This window comes from Streptomyces sp. SID12501 (genome assembly GCF_010550245.1).
Lineage (GTDB): Bacteria > Actinomycetota > Actinomycetes > Streptomycetales > Streptomycetaceae > Streptomyces.
Genome location: NZ_JAAGLU010000272.1, coordinates 1 through 605, shown reverse-complemented (window position 1 = coordinate 605; position 605 = coordinate 1). Strand labels below are relative to the sequence as shown.

The 605-nt window shown below is 72.7% G+C and carries 1 protein-coding gene; it reads right to left on the bottom strand.

Features of this window, described 5'->3' with window-relative positions:
* On the bottom strand, positions 1 to 605 hold a 605-nt coding region (locus G3I71_RS45695; RefSeq protein WP_164324846.1), incomplete at both ends, for an acyl carrier protein.

Below are 605 nucleotides of genomic sequence, written 5' to 3'. Positions count from 1 at the left end.
CGACGGCTTCCCAGGAGGCTTCCAGGAGGAGGCGCTGCTGGGGGTCCATGGCGAGGGCTTCGCGCGGGGAGATGCCGAAGAAGTCGGCGTCGAAGGAGTCCGCGTCGTAGAGGAATCCGCCCGCGAAGGGGCGTCCGGCGTCGCCGGCGGTGTTCCCGGCGCCGGCCGGGGTCCCCGTGCCGGACGGGTGCCCGGCGTGCCCCGTGTCTCCGGCGTACAGCTCGGCCATGTCCCAGCCTCGATTGGCGGGGAGGCCGGCGATGGCGTCGCCGCCGGTCGCGACGAGTCTCCACAGGTCCTCGGGGTTGCCGACCCCGCCCGGGTAGCGGCAGCTCATGGCGACGATCGCGATGGGATCGTCGGTGTCGGCCGCGGAACCGCTCGCCTTCGCGCGCGGGTCGTCGCTCTCGGCGTCCTCACCGAAGAGTTCGACGAGCAGCTGTCGGGCGAGCGCGGTGGGTGACGGGTGGTCGAAGACGAGGGTGGTGGCCAGGCGCAGTCCGGTGGCGGCGCCGAGGCCGTTGCGCAGTTCGACGGCGGTCAGCGAATCGAAGCCGAGGTCCTTGAACGCCTTCCCGGGTTCGATCCGTTCGGCCGAGGCGTGG